18 protein-coding genes and 1 pseudogene are annotated in these 18,618 nt (G+C 70.9%); 8 read left to right on the forward strand and 11 right to left on the reverse strand.

The window, feature by feature from the left end; translation table 11 throughout:
- The first annotated feature begins 118 nt into the window (after nt 1–118).
- Nucleotides 119–1,396, forward strand: a complete 1,278-nt coding sequence (locus tag ACIBB8_RS00440; RefSeq protein WP_398948174.1) for an MFS transporter — start codon at nt 119–121, stop codon at nt 1,394–1,396.
- Between the two features lie 166 nt (nt 1,397–1,562).
- On the opposite strand, the gene ACIBB8_RS00445 is transcribed toward ACIBB8_RS00440, so the two are convergent.
- Nucleotides 1,563–2,363: a VOC family protein gene (locus ACIBB8_RS00445; protein WP_398948175.1), complete on the reverse strand. Its 801-nt coding sequence runs from the start codon at nt 2,361–2,363 to the stop codon at nt 1,563–1,565.
- Between the two features lie 117 nt (nt 2,364–2,480).
- Nucleotides 2,481–3,956 carry an acyl-CoA synthetase gene (locus ACIBB8_RS00450; RefSeq protein ID WP_398948176.1) on the reverse strand — a complete coding sequence of 492 codons (1,476 nt, stop codon included), beginning with the start codon at nt 3,954–3,956 and terminating at the stop codon, nt 2,481–2,483.
- Nucleotides 3,957–4,464: 508 nt separating this feature from the next.
- Between ACIBB8_RS00450 and ACIBB8_RS00455 the strand changes: the two genes are divergently transcribed.
- Complete coding sequence (locus tag ACIBB8_RS00455) at nt 4,465–4,896, forward strand: Lrp/AsnC family transcriptional regulator (RefSeq protein ID WP_358858953.1); 432 nt, start codon at nt 4,465–4,467, stop codon at nt 4,894–4,896.
- Here ACIBB8_RS00455 and ACIBB8_RS00460 read toward each other — a convergent pair.
- The 3 genes from ACIBB8_RS00460 to ACIBB8_RS00470 form a co-directional block, all read right to left on the reverse strand.
- A complete protein-coding gene (locus ACIBB8_RS00460; RefSeq protein WP_398948701.1) occupies nt 4,874–6,394 on the reverse strand; it encodes a GAF domain-containing protein in 1,521 nt (506 codons plus the stop codon). The genes ACIBB8_RS00455 and ACIBB8_RS00460 overlap by 23 nt on opposite strands.
- Nucleotides 6,395–6,487: 93 nt before the next feature.
- Nucleotides 6,488–7,525 (reverse strand): rod shape-determining protein, encoded by a 1,038-nt coding sequence (locus ACIBB8_RS00465; RefSeq protein ID WP_398948177.1) that lies wholly within the window; start codon nt 7,523–7,525, stop codon nt 6,488–6,490.
- A gap of 148 nt (nt 7,526–7,673) precedes the next feature.
- Nucleotides 7,674–8,270, reverse strand: a complete 597-nt coding sequence (locus ACIBB8_RS00470) for a hypothetical protein (RefSeq protein WP_398948178.1) — start codon at nt 8,268–8,270, stop codon at nt 7,674–7,676.
- A 78-nt stretch (nt 8,271–8,348) separates the two neighbouring features.
- Here ACIBB8_RS00470 and ACIBB8_RS00475 point away from each other — a divergent pair, with 78 nt between their 5' ends.
- On the forward strand, nt 8,349–9,227 hold the full coding sequence (locus ACIBB8_RS00475; protein WP_398948179.1) for a hypothetical protein: 879 nt from the start codon (nt 8,349–8,351) through the stop codon (nt 9,225–9,227).
- Here ACIBB8_RS00475 and ACIBB8_RS00480 read toward each other — a convergent pair.
- Nucleotides 9,224–9,661, reverse strand: coding sequence for a MarR family winged helix-turn-helix transcriptional regulator (locus tag ACIBB8_RS00480; protein ID WP_398948180.1), 438 nt, complete (start codon nt 9,659–9,661; stop codon nt 9,224–9,226). The genes ACIBB8_RS00475 and ACIBB8_RS00480 overlap by 4 nt on opposite strands.
- Nucleotides 9,662–9,790: 129 nt before the next feature.
- On the opposite strand from ACIBB8_RS00480, the gene ACIBB8_RS00485 reads away from it, so the two are divergent.
- From ACIBB8_RS00485 to ACIBB8_RS00500, 4 genes are all read left to right on the forward strand, one after another.
- Complete coding sequence (locus ACIBB8_RS00485) at nt 9,791–10,810, forward strand: NADP-dependent oxidoreductase (protein ID WP_398948181.1); 1,020 nt, start codon at nt 9,791–9,793, stop codon at nt 10,808–10,810.
- Between the two features lie 88 nt (nt 10,811–10,898).
- The gene (locus tag ACIBB8_RS00490) at nt 10,899–11,327 is read left to right on the forward strand and encodes an organic hydroperoxide resistance protein (protein ID WP_398948182.1); all 429 of its coding nucleotides are present in this window, start codon (nt 10,899–10,901) and stop codon (nt 11,325–11,327) included.
- Nucleotides 11,328–11,564: 237 nt separating this feature from the next.
- On the forward strand, nt 11,565–12,365 hold the full coding sequence (locus ACIBB8_RS00495; protein ID WP_398948183.1) for an EI24 domain-containing protein: 801 nt from the start codon (nt 11,565–11,567) through the stop codon (nt 12,363–12,365).
- 14 nt (nt 12,366–12,379) lie between these two features.
- A complete protein-coding gene (locus ACIBB8_RS00500; protein WP_398948184.1) occupies nt 12,380–12,988 on the forward strand; it encodes a LysE family translocator in 609 nt (202 codons plus the stop codon).
- 14 nt (nt 12,989–13,002) lie between these two features.
- Here ACIBB8_RS00500 and ACIBB8_RS00505 read toward each other — a convergent pair.
- The 3 genes and pseudogenes from ACIBB8_RS00505 to ACIBB8_RS00515 form a co-directional block, all read right to left on the reverse strand.
- Nucleotides 13,003–13,461: pseudogene (locus ACIBB8_RS00505) on the reverse strand (flavin monoamine oxidase family protein); the annotation flags it as partial.
- A gap of 496 nt (nt 13,462–13,957) precedes the next feature.
- A complete protein-coding gene (locus ACIBB8_RS00510) occupies nt 13,958–14,965 on the reverse strand; it encodes an aldose epimerase family protein (protein WP_398948185.1) in 1,008 nt (335 codons plus the stop codon).
- A gap of 24 nt (nt 14,966–14,989) precedes the next feature.
- Nucleotides 14,990–15,907, reverse strand: coding sequence for an SGNH/GDSL hydrolase family protein (locus ACIBB8_RS00515; RefSeq protein ID WP_398948186.1), 918 nt, complete (start codon nt 15,905–15,907; stop codon nt 14,990–14,992).
- A gap of 349 nt (nt 15,908–16,256) precedes the next feature.
- On the opposite strand from ACIBB8_RS00515, the gene ACIBB8_RS00520 reads away from it, so the two are divergent.
- On the forward strand, nt 16,257–16,751 hold the full coding sequence (locus ACIBB8_RS00520) for a DUF3145 domain-containing protein (protein WP_398948187.1): 495 nt from the start codon (nt 16,257–16,259) through the stop codon (nt 16,749–16,751).
- A gap of 224 nt (nt 16,752–16,975) precedes the next feature.
- Here ACIBB8_RS00520 and fabF read toward each other — a convergent pair whose 3' ends face one another.
- Nucleotides 16,976–18,238, reverse strand: a complete 1,263-nt coding sequence (gene fabF, locus ACIBB8_RS00525) for a beta-ketoacyl-ACP synthase II (RefSeq protein ID WP_398948188.1) — start codon at nt 18,236–18,238, stop codon at nt 16,976–16,978.
- Nucleotides 18,239–18,315: 77 nt separating this feature from the next.
- Nucleotides 18,316–18,564 carry an acyl carrier protein gene (locus ACIBB8_RS00530; RefSeq protein ID WP_030925892.1) on the reverse strand — a complete coding sequence of 83 codons (249 nt, stop codon included), beginning with the start codon at nt 18,562–18,564 and terminating at the stop codon, nt 18,316–18,318.
- Between the last annotated feature and the right edge of the window lie 54 nt (nt 18,565–18,618).

An 18,618-nucleotide genomic window follows, 5' to 3' on the forward strand; every position in this document is an offset into this window, starting at 1 on the left:
CGGGTGAGCGGGTGATCCCTGGCGGGCGCGCCGGTCCGCGCCGGACGGCAGGCCCCGGCTTCGGCGGCAAGGGCGGCTCCGGGCGAAGGCGGGCGTGCGCCGGTCGTTACCATCCGCTGTGACCGAAACAACCGAAGAACCCGCCCAGCGCTTCCGCATACTCGCCGACCTGACCCCACTGCGGACCTCGCTCGACTACCGCAGGCTCTGGTTCGGGAACACGGTCTCCTGGATCGGCCAGGGGATGACGGCGCTCGCCGTGTCCCTCCAGGTGTACGACATCACCGGATCCGCATTCTCGGTCGGGCTGATCGGAATCTGTTCATTCCTGCCGCTGGTCGTCTTCGGTCTGTACGGCGGTGCCGTCGCGGACACCGTCGACCGTCGCAAGCTGGGGCTGGCCAGCTCGTCCGGTTCGTTCGTGCTCTCCGTCGCCCTGGTCGCCGCCACCGTCGCAGGGGTGGAGCAGGTGGGGCTGCTGTACGCGGTCGTCGCCCTTCAGGCGGTCTGCTTCGCGCTCAACTCACCGGCCCGCAGCTCGATGATCGCCCGGCTGCTGCCGGCCGAGCAGCTGCCCGCCGCCAACGCGCTCAACTCCATGACCGGCACCACCGGTGCACTGGTCGGGCCGATGCTCGGCGGGCTCATCGTCGGCTGGTGGGGGTACCGGGCCGCGTACACCGTCGACGTAGTCACCTTCACCGCCTCGCTGTACGCGATGTGGCGACTGCCCCCGATGCTTCCCGAACGGGGGGACGGTGCGGGAAAGGGGAGCGAGGAGAAGCGGGCGTCCGTCGCCGACGGGCTGCGTTTCCTGGGAGCGCGGCCCAATCTGCGGATGACCTTCTTCAGCGACCTGTGCGCCATGGTCCTCGCCCATCCGCGGGCCCTCTTCCCGGTCGTCGCCGTGGTCTGGTACGGCGGTGACGCGAAGACCACCGGGCTGCTGGTCGCTGCTCCGGCGCTGGGGGCGCTGCTGGGCGGGGTGTTCTCCGGCTGGCTGGGCCGGATCAGACGGCACGGGCTCGCGGTGATCGTCGCCGTGATGTGCTGGGGGAGCGCCATCGCCGTTTTCGGGCTGACCCGTCACCTCTGGCTCGGGCTGATCCTGCTGGCGCTCGCCGGGTGCTCGGACACCATCTCGATGGTCTTCCGCAACACCATGCTCCAGGCGGCGGTGCCGGACGAGATGCGGGGGCGGCTGCAGGGCGTGTTCATCGTGGTGGTGGCCGGTGGGCCGCGGCTCGGCGACTTCCTGGCGGGCTCGGTAGCCGACCTGACGTCCCCGGCGGTGGCGGTCACCGGGGGCGGGATCGCATGCGTGGTCGCGGTGTCGCTGCTCGCGCTGAGGTGGCGCGGGTTCACCCGGTACGACGCGCGCGATCCGCAGCCGTGACCGGTCGGACGCCATGCCCTTCAAGTGCGGCGCTCGCGGTCCCGAGCAATGCTCTCGCTGCTGTGTAGTCGTGTACGGAGCCGAGTGGAGGGGCAGAGACAGCAGCCGGCCGCCGACAGACAGCGACCGGCTGCCGGTGAGCCGGATGGCCGGAGTGTGCCGCCGCTCAGGCGGTCGCGTTGGAGAACTCCGGCATGTCGCCCCCGGTCGTCTTGACGTCGATCACCGAGAACGCCGCACCCTGCGGGTCGCTCAGCGCAGCGAACCGGCCGAAGGGGCTGGTCATCGGCCCGAACCGGAGGATCGCCCCGCGCTCCGTCGCCTTCGCCACCGCCGCGTCGCAGTCCTCGACGGTGAAGTACACGTTGATGTACGGCGGGACCTCGGGCGGGAAGTCGTCCGTCATCTTCATCCGCCCCATGATCGGGTCGGCGCCCAGGTCGTAGATGGAGAAGTCGATCGCGTCGTCCTTCATCTGCTTCACGTTGTACGGGAAGACGGCGGGGAAGAAGGAGTCCGCCGTCGCGGGCTCCCGCGTGAACACCTCCGACCAGCAGTACGCACCAGGCGTGCCCTTGGCCTCGAACCCCTCGTGCTTCCCCGCCTGCCACACGCCGAACGTCACTCCGCTCGGATCGCGGGCCAGCAGCATCGTGCCGAAGTCGCCGACCTGCATCGGGTCCATCAGCACCTCGCCGCCGTTGTCCCGGATCTTCGCGGCGGTGGCGGCGGCGTCGGGCGACGCGAAGTACAGACACCATGCCGACTGGCCCTCCTGGCCGGGCATGGGCGGTACGACGGCGGCCACCGCCTTGCCGTTCGCGTACGCCTGCGTGTAGTTGCCGAACTCCGACGACGCCTCGCTGAAGGTCCAGCCCAGCACGTCACCGTAGAAGCTCTTCGCCCCCTCGAGATCGGTGAACATGGCGTCCGCCCAGCACGGCGTGCCCTCAGGTTCTGCGGCCATCACTCTGCGCTCCTGACTCGATGATTGGTCCGGTTTTTTACGCTAACCAGCCATCCGTCACCGCGCGCGGTGGACTCGCCGTCGGCTGCCGCGATCGCCCGCCGCGCCGTCGGCCGCCTACCCGCCGAGGGACCGCTTCATGATCTTGCCCATGTCGTTACGGGGCAGCGCCGTCAGATAACGGACCGTGCGCGGCCTCTTGTGCGGGGCGAGCTGAGCCGCCACGTGGTCGGCCAGCTCGGCCTCCGTGGGCGGCGCGCCCGGATCGGACGGCACCACCCAGGCGACGATCCGCTCGCCCAGATCCGGGTCCGGCTCCCCGGTGACGGCGGCCTCGCGGACGCCCGGGTGGTCCAGCAGCGCGTTCTCGATCTCGCCCGCGCCGATCTTGTAGCCCCCGCTCTTGATCAGGTCGGTCGCCTTGCGGCCGACGATCCGTACACAGCCGTCCGTGTCGAGGGTCGCCATGTCGCCCGTACGGAACCAGCCGTCCTCGGTGAACGCGGCCGCCGTCGCGTCCGGGCGGTTCAGATAGCCGGTGAAGACGTTCGGGCCGCGTACCTGGATCTCGCCCACAGCGCCCTCGGCCGTCGGGTCGGCGAGCGGTGCGCCGTCCTCCTCGACCAGCCGGAGTTCGACGCCGAGCAGGGGTGCGCCGACCGTTCCGGGCCGCGGTTCGCCGTCCGCGCGGACACCGGTGTTCATCAGGGTCTCGGTCATGCCGTACCGCTCGACGACCCGGCGCCCGGTCGCCGCCGCGATCCGCTCGTGGTCATGGACGGGCAGCGCAGCCGACCCCGAGACCAGCAGCCGCGCCCCTGCGAGTGCCTTCGCCAGCCCGGCGGCGTCCGTCGCCGAACTGTCGCCGAGGGTCTCGGCCAGCCGGTGGTACATCGTCGGTACGCCGAACAGCATCGTGCCGCCGGACCCCAGCTCCCGGGCCACACCCTCGGCGGAGAACCGCCCCAGATGACGCACCGAACCGCCCCGGCGCAGCGGACCCAGGACGCCGAGGATCAGACCGTGCACATGGAACAGCGGCAGGGCGTGGACGAGGACGTCGTCGCCGGTCCACTGCCAGGCGTCCTCAAGCGCGTCCAGGGAGGCGGCGATCGCCCGGCGCGGCAGGATCGCGCCCTTGGGCGGGCCCGTGGTGCCGGAGGTGTAGACGATCAGGGCGGGGGACTCGGAGGAGGGCTCGGGGAAGCCGGCGCGGCTCGCCGCGGTTGCCGACGTGTCGACATTCGTACGGTCCAGCGCGCCCAACGCGGGCGGGAGCACGTCGCCCGCCCCGGCCAGCACCGCCGACGGGGCGCTGTCGGCGACGATGTGGGCCAGTTCCCGCTCGCCCGTCCTCGGGTTCAGGGGTACGGCGGGCACCCCGGCCCGCAGCGCCGCCACCACCGCGACCACGGTCTCCGGGGTCGGTGTGGCCCAGACGGCGACCCGCCCGGCACCCGCGAGCCGCGCGGCGAGGGCGTCCGAGGCCGCTGCCAACTGTGCGTACGTCAGGGTGCGTCCGCCGAACCGGACGGCTTCCCGGGAGGCGGCCGGGCCGGAACCGTCCTGGAGCGCAGGCAGAAGAGGAGTCACCCTTCCGACCCTAGGGCCTGTTCTGAGTTCCCTGCCTGCGCCCCGACGCCCGGCACGCACGCTCGCCGCACGGCCCCGCAGGACAGGTGGCTCCGCCACATGACCTGCGACACCGCACGCCGATCGCACGCACCGACCGCCGCTGCGCCCGCGCTTCACGCGAACGACGGGGAACTCAGAACAGACCCTAGGGCCTGTTCTGAGTTCCCTGCCTGCGCCCCGACGCCCGGCACGCACGCACCGACCGCCGCTGCGCCGCGCTTCGCGCGAACGACGGGGAACTCAGAACAGGCCCTAACGGCCTCCCCCACGACAGAGAGTGGGCTCCCGACGCCCTGTGTGAGACTCCTCGGCGGCCGGAGCGGGGCACACGGCTCGACGGCTGTTTCCCCCGGTCGGTCAAGGCCGGACGCGGTGGCGGGCCCGCCGGCCTGCTCCATGTGGGGCACGGGAACCCGGCCCCGGGTCTCCGCCGTCGTAATCCGGCACAAGCTGCGACAATCGCGGTATGGACCGTCTGGACAGGGAGATCCTCAGCGTCCTCCAGGAGGACGCGCGGATCTCGTATCGCGATCTGGGGGTACGGGTCGGCCTCAGCGCCAACGCCGCGGCCGACCGGGTGCGCCGGCTGCGCCGGGACGGCGTCATCCGCGGCTTCACCGTGATCATCGACCCGGCCGCCGACACCCGGACGGGCCTGGTGGTCTTCATCGATGTGACGCTGCGTATCGACACGAGCAACGAGGTGTTCGAACGCGCGGTGCTCGCGCTGCCCGGCATCACCGAAGTGGTGCATGTGACGGGAGGGCACGACTATCTCGTACGCGCCACGGTCGCCGACACCGCCGCCCTGGACGGACTTCTGCGCAGGCTCAAGCACGAGGCGGGCGTCGCCCACTCCAGTACCCGGGTCGCGCTCAGAGCGGCGCCTGCCAGGTGACGGTCGCCGAGCGCGAGCCGTCCTCGGTGCGCCCGTCGTCGGCAACCAACAGCCGGACCGCGGACCGTCCGTCCGGCAGCCGCGCCGTCGCATCCACCTCCACCTCTATCGCCGACACCCCGGCCCGCCGGTGCGCCGCCGCCAGGGCGCCCCGCAGCGCCGCGAGGAGCTGCTGGTCCACCGGCTCCCGCACCAGGGTGTCCACCGCCCCGGAGAATTGCACCGACGGCTGGAATCCGAGCACGGCGGCCGCGCCCCCGGTCTCCCGCAGCACCCGGCCGCGGAACGTGGAGGGCGCCTCGGTGGGCGGCTGCTGGAGGGCGAAGATCGCGGTCCGCACTTCCTGAATGGTGGAGTCCAGCTCGTCGACGGCCCGGCTGAGCAGCTCGTCCGCCTCCGGCTCGACGGCCCGGCGGCGGGTCGATTCGAGCATCATTTCCGTTGCGAAGAGCCGCTGGACGACGAGATCGTGCAGATCGCGGGCGATCCGGTCACGGTCCTCGTAGACCGCGAGCTGTTCCCTGTTCTGCTGGGCGTCCGCCAGCACCAGGGCGAGCGCCGCCTGCGAGGCGAACTGGGAGGCCAGCAGCCGGTCCACCGCCGTGTACGGCGCGCCGCCGCGCCGCCGGGGCAGAGCGAGGGTGCCGATGAGCCGCCCGCCGCTCTGCAGCGGCAGCATCATGCTGGGACCGAACCGGGACCGTACATGCGTCGTCATCCGCGGATCGGTCGCCGAGTCGTCGATGAAGACCGGCTCACCGCCCAGCAGCTGCACCAGTACGGGAGAGCCGGGCTCGATGGTGGTCCCGACAATGCCGGCCGGGTCGTCGAGCGTGGACGCGGTGACGATCTCCATGCCGCCGTCCGCGGTCGGCTGGAGTATCACCCCGGCCGAGGCGTCGGCGAGGATTCTGGCCCGCTCGGCGACGGTCATCAGCGCGTCGGCCGCGTTCGTGCCGCTCAGCAGGGCCGTGGTGACGGCTGCCGCGCCCTCGATCCAGCGCTCCCGCTGCCGGGCCGTCTCGTACAGCCGGGCGTTGCCGATCGCGATCCCGGCCTGTGCGGCGAGGACCTGGATCAGCGCCATGTCCGTATCGGTGAAATGCCCGGAGATCTTCTCCGTGAGATAGAGGTTGCCGAACACCTCGTGGTGCACCCGGATCGGAGCCCCGAGGAAGGAACGCATCGGCGGATGGCCGGGCGGCACACCGGAGGAGCGCGCATCGGCGGTCAGGTCGTCGGAGCGCAACGGCTGCGGATTGTCGATGAGCACGCCGAGCAGCCCCGAGTGCCCGTCCGGGAAGCTGCCGATGCGCTCCCGCTCGGCGTCGGTCAGACCGGAGGTGAACAGCTCGGTGATGGTGCCGGCCTCGGGATCGAGTACGCCGAGCGCTCCGTACCGCGCCCCGGTGAGCGCGGTGGCGGTGTCCACGATCTGGGTGAGCGTGGCCCGCAGTTCGAGATCGGTGCTGACGCCGAGCACCGCCTCCAGCAGCATCGGCAGCCCAGGAGGCTCGCCGCTGGAGCGGTCCGCCGCCGGACCGTCCGCCGCGCCCTGGTCCTCGTGCGCCATACCGCGCCCCCGCCGTCGTCAGGCGGCCAGCGGGTTGAGGACCAACGGCTCGATCTGGCCGTCCAGCATGGCGCCGAGCCCCAGGACGGAGCAGACGTCGGGGCGCTCGGCGATCTGTACCGGCATGCCCGTCGCATCACGCAGCATCTGGTCGAGACCCGGCAGCAGCGCGCTGCCGCCGACCATCATGATCCCGCGGTCCGCGAGATCGGCCACCAGATCGGGCGGGCAGTCGCGCAGCACCTTGCCGACGCCGTCGTGGACCGCGGTCAGCGGGGTCTCGAAGGCCTGCCGCAGGGCGGCGGTGTCGACGTGCACCGAGCGGGCAAGACCGGTCGCCACGTCACGGCCGTGGATCTCGGTCGTCGCGGGACCGTACGGGGTCAGACCGTTGCCGCTGAGCGCCAGCTGCAACGGACGTACCGACTGACTCGGCAGCATCAACTCATGGTGCTGGCGCAGATGCTGGATCACCGCGTGGTCGATGGCGTCGCCGCCGATCGGGATCCGGGCGGCCGTGACGATCGAACCGAGCGAGAGCACCGCGATCTGCGTGGTCGCCGCCCCGCACACCATGATCATGCTCCCGACCGGCTGCTCGACCGGGAGCCCACAGCCGACGGCCGCCGCGATCAGCGTGTCGACCAGCTCGACCCGCCGGGCGCCGAGCCCGACCAGGGTCTCGACGGCGGCCCGCTGGGCGAGCGGATCGCTGTCGTGCGGGGTGCAGGCAGCCGCCCGCAGCCGCGGCTTGCGGCGCAGCTGGCGGCGGAGCTTCTCGCCGAGCAGATGGCGGAGCATGCGCTGGGCCATCTCGATGTCGATGACGGTTCCACCGGAGACCGGGCGCGCCACCCGGATGTAGTCGGGGGTGCGGCCCGTCATCTGCTCGGCGAGCGCACCGACGGCGATGAGCGAGCCGGTACGGGTGTTCACTGCGGCGACGCTCGGCTCGTCGACGACGAGCCCGAGCCCCTTGACGTACACCCGGGTGCGGGCGGCGCCGAGGTCGACGGCGACATGGCAACGGCGCAACTGCTCAAGACTGACGGTCACGGCAGGTTCTCCCGACAGCGCTGATGGGGGTGCCGGCGGCAGCCGGCCCTCTCTGCATCGTGCGCCATCCGGACGAATCGCGCGCGTTGGGATGAGCCGGAGGGAGTATGCAGCTGACGGGCCGACAGATGCGGGCGGCGCGCCGGAGTCAGCCGGGCAGCAGTCGCTGGAACAGCCCCCAGGTGAATTCGGCTACGTACAGCGCACCCGTCACGGGGTCGGTGATCGCCAGCGCCCAGCGGGTCGGCGCGCTGCCCTCCATCGGGCGGGCCGGGGCGAAGGCGCGCGCCACCTCGTCGACGGTGCACGACCAGGGGCGCAGATCCTCGACGGCGCGCAGCTCGGGGCCGACCGCCCCCGGGGTTCTGACCAGCCATTCGTTCCACACGGCAGCGCCGGGCGCGACCATCACCTCGAACCGCAGATCCGGCCAGAGCGGTACCGGCCAGAGCAGGGCATCGCACTCCAGGTCGCCGATCCGGCGGCGTACGGAGGACTCGGGTTCGCCCAGCACCGAGCGGTAGCGGCGCAGCGCCCCGCGGCCGCGGGGCGCACGCACCTCCCCCATAGCCTTAAGGGCATGGGAGGTACCCCCTGCCTGCCAGCGGCGGTTCGCCTCCCGCATCTCGGAGAGCGAGGCGTTCAGTTCGTGCCGGGCGTCCTCGACGAGGCCCGGCTGGTGGTCGGCCATCCGGCGGAGCAGGACGAGCTGGAATTCGAGCGGACCGAAGGGGGCGGTGGTCATGGAATCAACGCTTCCACACAGGATCCTCACCTGAGCGGCTTTCTCTGTCGTCCTGTCGGCACTTAACCTGCGGGCGCCATGGATTACTGCCACCCGTGTCAGCGGCATCTCAACGGAGCCCTCGCCTGTGCCGGGTGCGGAACCCCCGTCGAGGCGCTGAGCCACTACGCCACGCCCGCCCTCTCCGGCCGCGAACCGGACGCGGAGCGCGCGAAGACCGCACCGCCCATGCAGGCCGGACGCCGCCGGTCCCGCGGCGCCGCCGAACCTGCGCGGGGCGGGCACGCGCGCGGATCCCGGGGCGCCGCCGAACCTGCGCGGCGCGGTGGCCGGGCGGAGAGCGGCGGCAGCGATGAACCGGGCGGCCGGCAAGAGCGGGGTGGCCCGGGCAACCGACGTGGCCAGGAAGGGCGAGGCGCCAAGGAAGGCCGTGGCCGTCGCTCGCACCGCCGCCGCAGCCGTACGGCTCTGCTCGCCGTCCTCGGAGTCGTGCTCGCCGCCGGCGCCCTGAGCCTCGCCCGGTCGGCCGTCGAGCCGAACGGCGACGACCACGCCTCCGACTACGTACGCGAGGCCACCGACGTCACGACCGAACCGGCACCGGAGCCCTCGTCGAGCCACGACATCGACAAACCCCCACCGGTGGACGGTCTCTCCGTGGCCCCGGCCACCGATGCGCACACCTCCGGCACCGGCCGTCCGGCCGCCCCGACCGGCACCGGGGCCCCAGGAGGCAAGGGCTCCGCCCCGCCCGCGGCCACCACCACGCCCTCCGACGGCACCGGCCCCTCCACGGAGTCGCCGTCCGGACCGAGTCCTTCCGGGACGCCCCGCGACCCGGCGGAGTCGAGGCAGCCCACCGGCAACCCGTCACCGCCCCGGAATTCGGCGCCGCCCGCACCCGCGCCCAGCCCGACCGGGACGGAGACGTGCTGGTTCCTGTTCTTCTGTTCCTAGGAGGGCACGTCCACGCCCAGCATCCGCCGCAGCAGATCCCGCAGCACCGCACGGTCCGTGTCCGACAGCTTCGCCAGGGGCTCCCGGGCGAAGCCGAGCGACTCACGCAGCTGCCGCGCGGTGTCGATGCCCTTCTCCGTCGGGGCGGCCAGTTTCACCCGCCGGTCGGCCGGGTCGGGCCTGCGCTCGACCAGGCCGCGGGTCTCCAGCCGGTCGACGATCCCCGTCACGTTCGACGGCTCGCACTTCAGCTTCTGGGCGATCCCGCGCATCGGCATCGGCTCCAGGGAGAGCAGCCCCAGGACCCTGGCCTGCGCGCCGGTCAGTGAATGCGCGGCCGCTGCCTCGTCGTACTCCTCGTAGTAGCGCGCCACGACAGTGCCGATGAGCTCGACGACTTCGAGGGTCAGAGGGTCTGTTCGCGTGGTGGCCATGACACTCAGGATACCCGGTTACTTGACAACATGAAATATTCAGGAGCATGGTTGTTTCACATCATGAAGCTTTTCTCCGTCATGGGAACGCTTCCCCCACCCGTAAGACATTGAGGAGACCCCGAGCCCATGTCTGCAGCACTTCCCACATCCAGCCGTGAATGGCACCTTGTCGCCCGCCCCCACGGCTGGCCGAAGGCCGAGGATTTCGCGCTGCGTGAGGCCCCGGTCACCGCTCCCGGCGAGGGTCGCATCCTTGTCCGCAACCTGCACTTCTCCGTCGACCCGTACATGCGGGGCAGGATGAATGATGTGAAGTCGTATGCCCCGCCCTTCAAGCTGGACCACCCCATGGAGGGTGGCGCGGTCGGCGAGGTCATCGCCTCCAACGCCGAGGGGATCGCGGTCGGCGACCACGTCCTGCACGGTCTGGGCTGGCGCGAGTACGCCGACGTCCCCGCCGAGCACGCCGTGAAGGTCGACCCGGCCCTGGCCCCGCTCTCCGCCTACCTCGGCGTGCTTGGCATGACCGGCCTCACTGCCTACGCCGGCCTCTTCGAGGTCGCCTCCTTCAAGGCCGGCGACGCCGTCTTCGTCTCCGGCGCCGCCGGTGCGGTCGGCAGCCAGGTCGGCCAGATGGCCAAGATCAAGGGCGCCTCGCGGGTCATCGGTTCGGCCGGATCCGACGACAAGGTCAAGCTCCTCGTCGAGGAGTACGGCTTCGACGCGGCGTTCAACTACAAGAACGGCCCGGTCGCCGAGCAGCTGCGCGAGGCCGCCCCCGACGGCATCGACGTCTACTTCGACAACGTCGGCGGAGAGCACCTGGAAGCGGCGCTCTCCTCGCTCAACGTGCACGGCCGCGCCACCATCTGCGGAATGATCGCCCAGTACAACGACACCGAGCCGGCCCCCGGCCCGCGCAATCTCGCCCTGGTCATCGGCAAGCGGCTACGTCTGCAGGGCATGCTCGTCGGCGATCACGCCGCACTCCAGCCGCAGTTCGTCCAGGAGGTCGCCGGCTGGCTGGCCTCGGGCGAGCTGAAGTACAGCGAGACCTTCGTCGAGGGCATCGAGAACGGCTTCGACGCCTTCCTCGGTCTGATGCGCGGCGAGAACACCGGGAAGATGATCGTCTCCCTCGCCTGAAAGCCACTCACCGGCACCCGTTAGTCTCATCACAGGCCGTCGCGATCGTGGGCGCGAGTCGCGGCGCTACAGCAGAGGAACCCTCAGCATGACCATTCAGGACATAACCGTCGCGTACACCGCCGTCGCCACCGCGGAGAACGGCCGTGACGGCCGCGTCTCCTCCGACGACGGCCAGCTTGACGTCGTCGTCAACCCGCCGAAGGCGCTGGGCGGCAGCGGCGCGGGCACCAACCCGGAGCAGCTCTTCGCGGCCGGCTACAGCGCCTGCTTCCAGGGCGCTCTCGGTGTCGTGGCCCGTCAGGAGAAGGCCGACATCTCCGGCTCCACCGTGACCGCCGCCGTCTCCATCGGCAAGACCGCCGAGGGCGGCTTCGGCCTGGAGGTCGCGATCTCCGCGACCATTCCGAACGTCGACACCGCCACCGCGCAGTCGCTCATCGAGAAGGCCCACCAGGTGTGCCCGTACTCGAACGCCACGCGCGGCAACATCAAGGTCGAGCTGTCGGTCGTCTGATCGCCCCTATGGCTCGTACGTGACCGAGGGTCGTACCCCCGCCAGGGTGCGGCCCTCGGTTTTGTTCGATATCCCTGACGTTGTTCGGACCGAGATACCGAACAAGAACGTGATCCGTCCGACCTGAGCGCGGCAGAAGCCGAACCCGTCCGGCGTTCCAGGACAGATCGTTCCGCCGGACGGGCCCGGCCCGACTCCCCGGTCACCGGCGTCCGCCGCCGCCAGTACGCTGACGCCATGCGTGATCTAGGGGCGGGTTTCAGCTATTTGATCAAGGGGCAGAGCTGGGTGGCCCGGCACGGACGATGGTTCGGCTTCGGCCTGGTCCCCGGCCTCATCACACTCGTCGTGTACGCGGGAGCGCTCATCGGCCTCGGCTACGGCGCCGACGACCTCGTCGCCTGGGCGACTCCGTTCGCCGACGACTGGTCCAGCCCGTGGCTCGGTCTTCTCCGCACCACGCTCACCGTGCTGGTCTTCGCCCTCGGCCTCTTCCTCGCCGTGATCACCTTTACCGCCGTGACCCTGCTGGTCGGCCAGCCGTTCTACGAGTCGCTCTCCGAGGAGGTCGACCGCACGGAGGGCGGCGAGGTCCCCGAGTCGGGGCTGCCGCTCTGGCGCGAGCTGTGGATCTCCGCCCGTGACAGCATCCGCATCCTGGTACGTGTCACGCTCTACGCCGTCCTGCTCTTCGCCCTCGGGTTCGTCCCGGTCGTCGGCCAGACCGTGGTCCCCGTCATCGGCTTCTGCGTCACCGGCTACTTCCTCGCCGAGGAACTCACCGCCGTCGCGCTCCAGCGCCGCGGCATGGTCCTGGCCGACCGGCTCGTCCTGCTGCGCGGCCGCCGCATGCTGATCCTCGGCTTCGGCGTACCGCTGGGGCTCGCCTTCCTGGTCCCGTTCGTCGCCGTGTTCCTGATGCCGGGCGCCGTCGCCGGGGCCACCCTGCTCGCCCGGCACCTGGTGGCGCCGCCCGCCGGCGACGAGGACGGCGACGAGGACGCGTCCCCTTCCCCGTACAGCGTCAACACAGACTGAGGAGACCTGAGCCGATGACCGAGATCATCGCCGTCGCCGTCATCACCGTCCTCGCCGTCATCAGCCCGGGCGCCGACTTCGCGATGGTCGTGCGCAACAGCTATCTGTACGGCCGGACGACCGGGCTCCTCGCCGCCGCCGGTGTCGCCGCGGGTGTCCTGGTCCATGTCACGTACACCATGCTCGGCGTCGGGCTGCTGATCGCGTCCTCGACCGCCCTGTTCACCGCGATCAAGCTGGCGGGTGCGGCGTATCTCGTCTACATCGGGGTACGGACCTTCTTCGCCCGCAACGACCTCGCCGTCGACCTGGAGTCGAAGCCGGGACTGAGCCGTCTCGGGGCCCTGCGCACCGGCTTCCTCACCAATGCGCTGAACCCGAAGACCACTCTCTTCGTCGTGTCGACGTTCACCCAGGTCGTCGGACCCGACACCGGCCTGTGGCGGCAGGCCGGCTACGGGCTCTTCATGTCCCTCGCCCATCTCGGCTGGTTCGGACTGGTCGCGCTGTTCTTCTCGCACGCCCACCTGCGCACCGCGATGCTGCGGTGGCAGAAGGTCCTCAACCGGGGCATCGGATCGGTGCTCGTCGGACTGGGGGTCACGCTGGGCCTCGCCCGCTGAGTCCGTGACGGACGTCAACTCATGTGCACTTCCAACGCCGTGCGGACTGCCGACTCCAACGCCCCTTCGATCCAGGCGGGCTTGACCGAGGTGTGACAGCCCGCGAAGTGCAGCGGCCCCTCGACCGAGCGCACATCGGCGAACAGTTCGGTGTGCTGGCCGGGCAGCAGCACCGACGCCTCGCCGTACGCGTACGGGTCGCGCATCCATGACTGGGTGGCGCCGACCCCCGTGTAGAAGACCTCGATGCGCTGCCCGTACACGTCCTGCACGCCGCCCAGGGCGTGCGGGTAGCGCTCGTCGTCGTCCAGGGAGTCCCACTTCAGGGCGTCGTCGGCCCAGCTGTACGAGGCGAGGAGAACACCTCCCTTGCTTCCGTCGACCGGGTGGGAGGGCTGGAACATAAAGCGGTTGGCGTTGTCGGTGACGGACCCGCCGCCGATGACATGCGCCGCCTCGGGCTGGTCGCGGGCGGCGGTCGTGGCGAGGGCGGCGGCGCCCGCGATCATGGTGCGCCGCGAGGGCAGGGCGGAGGTCGCTTCGGCCGGCTCGGTAGTCATGCGGACACCCTGGGGGGCACGCAAGGGAGCGCGTTGCCCGGACACGCGCAGACCGTGCGGAATCACTCGCAGGTGCCGCTTATCGATCTTGTCGTATCGGTGTTGTCGCAGGTCACCTCGCTCGTGAGTGGAGTCGTCGCGCTCGTCGGGGGCGTCCGGGGTCCGGGCTGCAACAGCCGCAGGAAGTCCCGGAACGCGGCCGGCATGTCCACCGATCCGGGGTCGGGCACTACGGGTACCGGAGCCCGTCCAGCACCGCCACAAGCAGTGGCGCGGCCCCGCTCCGGGTCCCTGACGGCCGCCTGGCAGGCGGGACTTTCGAAACACGCCCTGGGAGTAGCGGCGGCCCCTCGGGCCGGAGAGCCGAGGAGCGGCACCTGAACCCCGCTCCGGGGCTCTCCTCATCCGGTCAGCGCACCGAGAACCCGTACACGGTCGTCGACACGTACTCCTCGCCCGGCCGCAGCACCGTGCTCGGGAACTCCGGCCGGTTCGGCGAGTCCGGGAAGTGCTGCGTCTCCAGCGCGATCCCGGCGCACGGCCGGTACGGCCGCCCGTCGAAGTGGTCGGCGGTGTACAGCTGCATCCCGGGCTCGGTCGTGGTGACGGTCAGGACGCGCCCCGATCCGGGGTCGCACAGCTCGGCCACCGGACCGTCCACCGCCTCGTCCAGCACGAAGTTGTGGTCGTACCCCGTACCGACCGTCCGTGCCTCACGGAAGTCGAACCGGGTGCCGTCCACCGGCAGCAGCCCGCCCGTGGGAATCGACTCGCCGTCCACCGGGGTGATCCGCCCGGCCGCGATCCGCAGGATGTGCCCGGCCGCACTGCCGCTGTCGGCGCCGGCCAGATTCCAGTACGTGTGACTGGTCAGGTTCACCACGGTCGGTGCGTCCGTCGTCGCCCGGTACGCGATGCGCAGCGCCCCGTCCTCGTCCAGGGTGTACGCGACCGAGACCGCCAGCCGCCCCGGGAAGCCCTCCTCGCCGTCCTCCGCGACCAGCGACAGTTCCACGCCGCCCGGGACCTCCCGCGCCTCCCACACGCGCTTGTCGAAGCCGCGGGCCCCGCCGTGCACATGGTTGCGCCCCTCGTTGCGGGTCACGTGGTGGGTCTGCCCGTCGAGCACGAAGGAAGCGCCCGCGATCCGGTTCGCGTACCGTCCGACCAGCACCCCGAAGTAGGGGCCCGAGAACCTCTCGTACGCCGCGAGGTCCGGCAGCCCGAGCGCCACCCCGGCCCGCACGCCGTCCCGTCCGGGCACCTCCACCGACTGCACGATGCCGCCGTACGTCAGGATGCGTACCCGCGTACCGGCCCGCTCCAGCGTCCAGCGGTGGACGGCGGTGCCGTCCGCGAGGGTGCCGAAGAGTTCCGTACGTATCGCCGTGCTGCCCAGACCGGTGTCCATGATCATGGACCTTAGACCACGTGCCGGTGGCTACGCCGGGGGCTTCCGCGCCGTGATATTGCGGTACGCGATCTCGGCGAGCCGGGCCTGGCCGCTCAGCCCCGGATGGAACCAGTCCCACTGGCTGAGCTGCCGGCCGGTGAACCGGTAGTCGAAGACCGCACCGCCGTCGTACCGGCAGCGCAGATCCTTCGCGCACACGTTCCGCAGCACCTCGTTGTACGCCACGACCCGCTCCTGCACCGAGGCGCGGCGCGCCTGGGCCCCGGCGCTCATGTCATCCGCATGGCTCAGCATCGACTTGCAGATGCCCAGCTTCCAGATCTGCTTGCCCAGGGGGTTGTCGCGCCCCGTCGACCAGAGGCGTTTGAGATCCGGCACGCTCGACACGTACACCTGCGTCTTCGGCGCCTTGCTGCGGAGCTGACGCATCGACGCCTCGAACGAGGCCCGGAAGTCCGCCACCGGCGTCATCAGTCCCGCCGAGTCCCGGCAGGCGTCGTTGGCGCCGATCATCACGGTCACCAGGTCCGGCTTCCGCTCCGCCGCGAGAGCCATCTGCCCCGGCAATTGGGCGATCCGGGCCCCGGTCTCGGCGTGGTTCCAGCTGTGCGAGGCCGCGCCCGAGGAGCCGAGCAGCCGCACGGCGAGGCTCCGGACCTCGCTGTCCGTGCCGGTCGCCCAGGAGGCCTCGGGGCAGTCGGCCAGCACGGAACAGGCGTCGAAACCACGGGTGATGGAGTCCCCGACCGCGGCGACCGACCCTGGACTGGGGTTCCAGACGGGGGAGGGCGCGGCGGACGGGTGGTGCCGCCCGGCGGCGGACCCCTTGGTCGTCGCGTCCGGCCCAGCGTCACAGCCGGCCAGCGCGGCCACGGCGATCACCGGAAGCGCCGTCAGAACGGCGGCAGCGGCGCGCGAGCGATGGCTCGCGGAACGATTCTGCATCCCTCATGCCCTCCCGTTTATGCCCCCGGCAACCCCCGTGGCCCCAGGCGACACGCCCGCGCGCCCTGCCGGGTGAAAGCTCTGCGAATCATGGGCCCAGGACCGACGGTACGTCACACCTTGGGCGCCACCGCACGGTAGCTTTTCCCCGTCGAACCAGTGCCGCGTTCCGCCACCCGACTCCAGTTGGGTGGCTTCGTATCATCACATCACGTTACATACTGTTCCTTTCCGGAGATTAACTCCCGATGCTGTTTACTGACGACAGCCTCGGGGACCGGCCGAGTAAGGGCGGTACGGGCGCGAGGCCGCTGGGGAAGGCGAACCTCGTCCCACACTGGAGGTCCCGGTGACGACACGTGGAGTTCTGTACGTTCACTCCGCACCGCGCGCGCTCTGCCCACATGTCGAATGGGCGGTGGCGGGTGTCCTCGGTGTGCGGGTTCAGCTCGACTGGATCAGACAGCCGGCCTCGCCCGGCACCTGGCGGTCCGAGTTCTCCTGGAAGGGTGCCGCGGGTACCGCGTCGAAGCTTGCCTCCGCGCTGCGGGGGTGGGATCTGCTGCGCTTCGAGGTGACGGCGGAGCCGTGTGAGACGGCGGAGGGCGAGCGGTACAGCTCCACGCCGGAGCTGGGCATCTTCCACGCGGTCACCGGCATGCACGGCGACATCCTGGTTCCGGAGGACCGGCTGCGGGCCGCGCTGGCGCGGTCGGTGCGGGGGGAGACGGAGCTGGAGGCGGAGATCGCCAAACTTCTCGGCAAGCCGTGGGACGACGAGTTGGAGTCGTTCCGGCATGCGGGGGAGGGGGCCCCGGTGCGGTGGCTCCACCAGGTGGTGTGAGGGGCGCCTGCGGCCGGCCTGTTTCCCTGCCCGCCCCTTCCTGAAACCGGGGCCCGGCCCGGGGCCCCGCGAGGCCGGAATCCGGCGCGACAAAAATCAGCCACTCCGGCGATTGAGGGGCGGGGCCCGGCGGCACAGCCCCCCGAGACGTCCCGCACAGCGGACGAGGCCCGCCTCCCCACTCGGGGGAGGCGGGCCTCGGTGTACCGGGCGTGGGCCGTGGATCAGACGCTGCGGAACGCCAGCACCACGTTGTGCCCTCCGAACCCGAACGAGTTGTTGATCGCGGCGATCGGCCCCTCGGGCAACGGACGGGGCTCGTCGCGCACGATGTCCGCCTCCACGGCCTCGTCGAGGTTCTCCACGTTGATCGTCGGCGGAGCCATCCGGTGGTGCAGCGCCAGGACCGTCGCAACGGTCTCGATGCCGCCCGCGCCACCGAGCAGGTGACCGGTCATCGACTTCGTCGCGGAGATCGCGACATGGTCGAGGTCGTCGCCCAGGACCTTGCGCAGAGCCTTCAGTTCCGCGACGTCGCCCTGCGGCGTCGACGTGGCGTGGGCGTTGAGGTGCACGACCTCCGACGGCTTGAGATCCGTCTGGTCGAGCAGGTTCTGCATCGCGGCAGCGATCCCGCGCCCGGTCGGCTCGGGCTGGGCGATGTGGTGGGCGTCCGCGGACAACCCCTGCCCCAGCACCTCGCAGTAGACCTTGGCGCCCCGCGCGGCAGCGTGCTCCGCGGACTCCAGGACCACAACGCCCGCGCCCTCGCCGAGCACGAAGCCGTCACGGCCCGTGTCGTACGGACGAGACGCCTTCTCGGGCTCGTCGTTGTTCTTGGACATCGCCATCATGTTGGCGAACGCCGCGATCGGCAGCGGGTGGATGGCTGCCTCGGTGCCACCGGCGAGCACGACATCGGCGCGGCCGGAGCGGATCATCTCGACGGCGTACCCGATGGCCTCGGCGCCCGACGCACAGGCGGAGACCGGGGTGTGGACACCGGCCTGTGCGTTGACCTCGAGGCCGACATTGGCCGCCGGGCCGTTCGGCATGAGCATGGGCACGGTGTGCGGGGAGACGCGGCGTACGCCCTTCTCCTTCAGCACGTCGTACTGGTCGAGGAGTGTGATCACACCACCGATACCGGAGGCGATGACCGAACCGAGCCGGTCGGGCTGGATCTTCTCGTCCTCACCGGCCTTGCCGGTGAAGCCGGCGTCCGCCCACGCCTCGCGGGCCGCGATCAGCGCGAACTGCGCCGAACGGTCCAGCTTGCGGGCGAGCGGGCGGGGCAGTACGTCGCCCGGGTCGACGGCCGCGAGGGCGGCGATCCGGACGGGCAGTTCGGCGAAACGCTCGCCCTCGAGAGGCTTGACGCCGGAACGACCGGCCATCAGACCTTCCCAGGTCGACGCCGAGTCGCCACCCAGCGGAGTGGTTGCGCCGATACCGGTGACGACCACAGTGCGATTGGTCGAGTTCACTGGAAAATCTTCTCCACGTGTAGAGGGTCGTGAATCAGAGGCGCCACCGCCGGGTGGCGACACACGAGCCGGCTGGATCAGGCCTGGTGCTTCAGGATGTAGTCGGCAGCGTCGCCGACCGTCTTGAGGTTCTTGACGTCCTCGTCCGGGATCTTGACGTCGAAGCGCTCTTCGGCGGCGACGACGACCTCGACCATGGACAGCGAGTCGACGTCCAGGTCGTCGGTGAAGGACTTGTCCAGCTGGACGTCCTCGACCGGGATACCGGCGATCTCGTTGACGATCTCGGCGAGACCGTTGACGATCTCTTCCTGGGTGGCGGCCATGTTGGCGCTCCTTCGATGTATTTCTGCAGGGTACGGACGTCCGGACCGGAAGGT

Origin of the sequence: Streptomyces sp. NPDC051286, from assembly GCF_044455345.1 — a bacterium.
Taxonomy (GTDB): domain Bacteria; phylum Actinomycetota; class Actinomycetes; order Streptomycetales; family Streptomycetaceae; genus Streptomyces.